Annotated in this window: 1 protein-coding gene; it reads right to left on the minus strand. The window is 71.3% G+C overall.

From position 1 onward, the window contains the following. A partial coding sequence (locus ACFHWE_RS23905) for a hypothetical protein (protein WP_416604134.1) occupies window positions 1–202 on the minus strand: 202 nt, incomplete at both ends.

The following is a 202-nucleotide window of genomic DNA, read 5'->3' on the forward strand; positions in this document are numbered from 1 at the left end:
CGGCCAGCAGCAGGCGTACCAGGACCCGGCACAGGCCGCCTCCGGCCAGCAGCAGGCCTATGCCTACGACCCTCAGCAGGCCTACCAGCAGCAGGTCTACGGTCAGCAGCAGGCGTACCAGGACCCGTCGCAGGCCGCTTCGGGCCAGCAGCAGGCCTACGACCCCTCCGCGCAGCAGGCGTACGGCCAGCAGCAGGCGTAC

The organism is Nocardiopsis sp. LOL_012, assembly GCF_048060475.1.
GTDB lineage: Bacteria > Actinomycetota > Actinomycetes > Streptosporangiales > Streptosporangiaceae > Nocardiopsis.